3 protein-coding genes are annotated in these 3,689 nt (G+C 40.8%); 1 reads left to right on the top strand and 2 read right to left on the bottom strand.

All coding sequences use genetic code 11. The annotated features are described in order from the left end of the window. Both ABWO12_RS12160 and ABWO12_RS12155 read right to left on the bottom strand, forming a co-directional pair. Nucleotides 1-979 (bottom strand): hypothetical protein (locus tag ABWO12_RS12160; protein ID WP_353089280.1); only part of this gene is annotated, 979 nt, incomplete at its 3' end. Nucleotides 980-1,142: 163 nt separating this feature from the next. Continuing rightward, nucleotides 1,143-1,640, bottom strand: a complete 498-nt coding sequence (locus ABWO12_RS12155) for a hypothetical protein (RefSeq protein WP_353089278.1) — start codon at nt 1,638-1,640, stop codon at nt 1,143-1,145. A 63-nt stretch (nt 1,641-1,703) separates the two neighbouring features. Here ABWO12_RS12155 and ABWO12_RS12150 point away from each other — a divergent pair. Beyond that, nucleotides 1,704-3,689 (top strand): putative porin (locus ABWO12_RS12150; protein WP_353089277.1); only part of this gene is annotated, 1,986 nt, incomplete at its 3' end.

Genomic DNA, 3,689 nt, shown 5'->3' with positions numbered 1-3,689 from the left:
ACTCATCACGAGTACTTACCCCATTAGGCGGTGCCGCTGGCAACTTGACCACCGACGAGAGCACCTTGCCCCCTTTGGTCGCACTCGGAATCTCAAATAACATCGTCATGTCTTCCTGAATTGTACTCGCCAATTTGATTTTTAAATTACCCGCCTTCGCCTTGAAATACTTCACTTCCGCACCACCCATAAACACCGTCAAACCCTCGTTTTGGTCAATCACATTCTGCGTTGGAAAGGCCGCAACCGCATACCGTGGATGCAATCGAGAAACCGTCAATTCTAGGTCAACCCCCTTGCTTGCATCAATCAAAACTGGACCGCTACTTGCCTCGGTAACCAACTGTTTGATACTGCCTTTTAATGTCTTCGTTACCGTTTTATCCTTTAAGTCGATGCGCTTGGTGACCTTGCCTCCAATTGGAATATTCGTAAAGGAATCATAAGCGACTTCAGAATTATCCCCCGCATTGGTCAGTTCGAAAATCACCAACTTTACCTTCACCGGCAAATTATTGGAAATACTAATATCTAAAAATCCACTGTCTAGGGTTGCGGTCTCAAAAAAGGCACTCGCATCGATATCCACCGGTGTTAAGTTGCCTTGGTTCTGCTCCGGAATATCAGCAGTCTGACCGTCGAGCAGTTTAAACAAAGGGTTAATCTGGCCCAAAGTGATCTTCTGAACAATGGATCGATCCGTTAATTTCAATCTTTTCAACGTAAACGAAGCGGTTAGTCCGGTATCGTAAGCTCTCACATTGGCCATTCGATACGTGTAAACCAAATTTTCATATTTGAGTTTGTAACTACTATCAGCAGTTGTATGGTCCAAATACTTTGAATCGATCTGACCCAAACTCAATGAGGATTTAAACAAAGGGGCCGCCACTCTATTGTCCCATGAAACCTCTCGGCGACAGGCAGTAAAGAACACAATGACACCCAAAAACAAAGTGAAAATCTGAGATTTACGCATATGAAGGCACAATTTACTTACTATTTAGGGAAACTGAAAAGAATTCACCCAAATCCCGATATAAAACAAGCGACGCTCTTATTCAAGATCGGGCTGTGATTGATAAACGAATGCTCCGCAGATTGCACTGGAAATATTGCTCGCCAGCTTTGAAAATAAAGTTCTAGGCCAATAAATACTTACTCCCAAAAAATATGATGCCCCAAAATACTATGCTAGCCGACATATACAGCCAAATTTTGAATCGGTCCGATTCCAAACCAACGGCAATCAAACAGCCTGGGGCAACACCAATTGAAATGGGGGTAATAAAACATAATATGGGCAGTCCGCCGTTTTTCTTAATTTTCACCAACCATCGATTCTTCTTGTTGAAGCGTTTGGGGTGCTCCAACGTTGTTTTTCCTTTTTTGCGCTTGATCCATAAATTGTAAGCTACAATTTTTGATTGTGCCCAATTGCCAAAAAATATCCAAAAAAATACAGCGGCAATGCCTCCTACAGTGGTTATAGTGTAGCCCCAAATGGGATTTTCAAAATGCGCAACCGCCATCCCTACAGCTACGGCATACTTAACAAAGCACATGAAAAAAACGCCTAACTGCCACAAAATCTCCGTATCAATCCATGATGTCGCCAAAATCAATGTTCCCGTGTACATCTATTTTTCCCTTTGAGTTATGTTCAATTTTTATTCGCAAATTTGTGATACGATTCAGACCCATTGAAAAAGCAGCTCCTCCTCATATTTACCATTGCTTATCTCATTTTCCATGGAACTGATTTATTCGGACAAGCCATCGAAATGCAAAGTCCGAAAAATGCTGCCGCAGACACAACGAAAGTAACCAAAGATACCATATCCAAAGGCACTTTGTTAAAAATCGAACCGTATTTGGCATTGGATTTTTTTGGAATCAATCCCTTTATTCACCAACCAACACCATCAAAAAACAAGCGTGACACGCTAATCTATTCCACAGGTCAAATGGATACTACTCTTGTGGATGTAAATAACTACCGATATAATTTGCAGCAGTTCAATCTGGGGGAGCCGGGAAGTCCAACCTATATGGGATTCGACAATGCATCGTATTTCTCCAAAAACGGTCGTGCTTATTTCAACTCAAATGCCATTAACATGTTTAACCCCATGCAAATTGGATTATCTCCATTCGACAATAACAAATATTTGCGGTTGCACAGAGCCTTTGCGCCTTTTACTAAATTCAAATACCTCCAAGGGCCAGGAAAAACGATCGCGGTAAATGCTCTACATACCCAGAATTTTGGAGCTCGCTTTAATATCACCCTGGATTACAACAGTGTTACCAGCCAAGAACAATATGTAGGCTCATTACAAAATAATACCCATCGAAATATCCATATCAACCAACTGTCCATTTCCAAAAATGGCAAATATAAGCAGGTGGTTTATTTGGGTTGGGAACGCGGGAACCGACAAGAAAATGGGGGATTGGCATCGGAGACAGATTTCTTTATTCCTGTAGATTCGAGCAAATTTCAAATTCGTCCGCTTGGCAATTACAACCCGCGTTTAACCACAGCAAAATCGCTGTTTTCAAGCCACAACCACCAATTACACCAGCAGTATCAGATCAAAAAAAGACTGTATATTACCCAAGCAGTGTCGTGGGAAAAGACAGCCTATCAGTTTAAAGACAGTAAACGAGATACAAATTTTTATGGCAAACGTTATTTCGAGACCGCTCTAAAAACGAATGATAGCAACGTTTGGCAAATGATTACGCAGGCAATAGGAATTAAAAAATCAACTGATTTATTTCAATTTCATGTCCAACATTTGTATCAGGCTGCAACCTATCAATCGAATTTGTTGCGATTTACACAAAACCAAAAAATACTAAACTATCAATCCGTCGGACTTCAATTGGATGGTTCACTGGGCTTATTCAGATTTCCATCGATGCAGTTTAGAGCAGCATATATGTATGCTGGCTATGCCAAAAATTCACATCAACTTTTTGGGAGTTTTTATCTTTTGCGCAAATCTTATCATAACAACGGCAGCGGTATTAAATTTTTACACTTCAATGCAGAAGGTCAAAGTCAAACTACCCCTGCCTCATTCTTCCAACAAAATTTTTATTCAAACCATTTCATATATAATAACAAATTTGAACTCACAGGCGACAAGCACCTTGCAGGTAGAGTTATTTTTCATAATGAATCAGACTCTTCTCGCAAACGGATGTTAGGACTGTTCGCGGTAGTTAGAAGTGGTAGTTGGACCAACCCAATCTTATCCCTTGATTCTCTTCCCTTTACGCAATTTGGATCTCAACCATACAAACAGGTGGAAATGAATTTTTCGATGCGCGGGAAACGATTATACTTTAACCAAACTTCCAATATCAAAAAGTTCAATTCCTCATTACCCACGATTTTCAATATGGGTCAGCCCGTTTTAAGAACCACCACCACGTTAGAATACAAGATGCCCGCTTTCAAAAAAGCCATGATTCTAACGCTGGGTATAAATATCCAGTACACATCAAAATTTCAAAATACCACTTACAGGCCCGACGCCGGCTCATTTATCGTCCATAGCAACCTCACCAATCTAGGCAATTATTTTGAATTGGATTTGTATGCCGTGGCCAAGGTACAGACCCTAGATATCTTTCTCAAAGCCGAGCATATCAACGAAATCTTCGTCATTCCAGGT

Source organism: Flavobacterium sp. (assembly GCF_040379285.1).
In the GTDB taxonomy this organism is placed as follows: domain Bacteria; phylum Bacteroidota; class Bacteroidia; order Flavobacteriales; family Flavobacteriaceae; genus Flavobacterium.
The sequence above is the reverse complement of the archived record's forward strand: the minus strand, read 5'-3'. Positions and strand labels throughout refer to the sequence as shown.

Excerpts from the sequence above, each read along its gene's own strand:
- ABWO12_RS12155 (WP_353089278.1), bottom strand. The coding sequence starts at position 1,640 with ATGTACACGGGAACATTGATTTTGGCGACATCATGGATTGATACGGAG.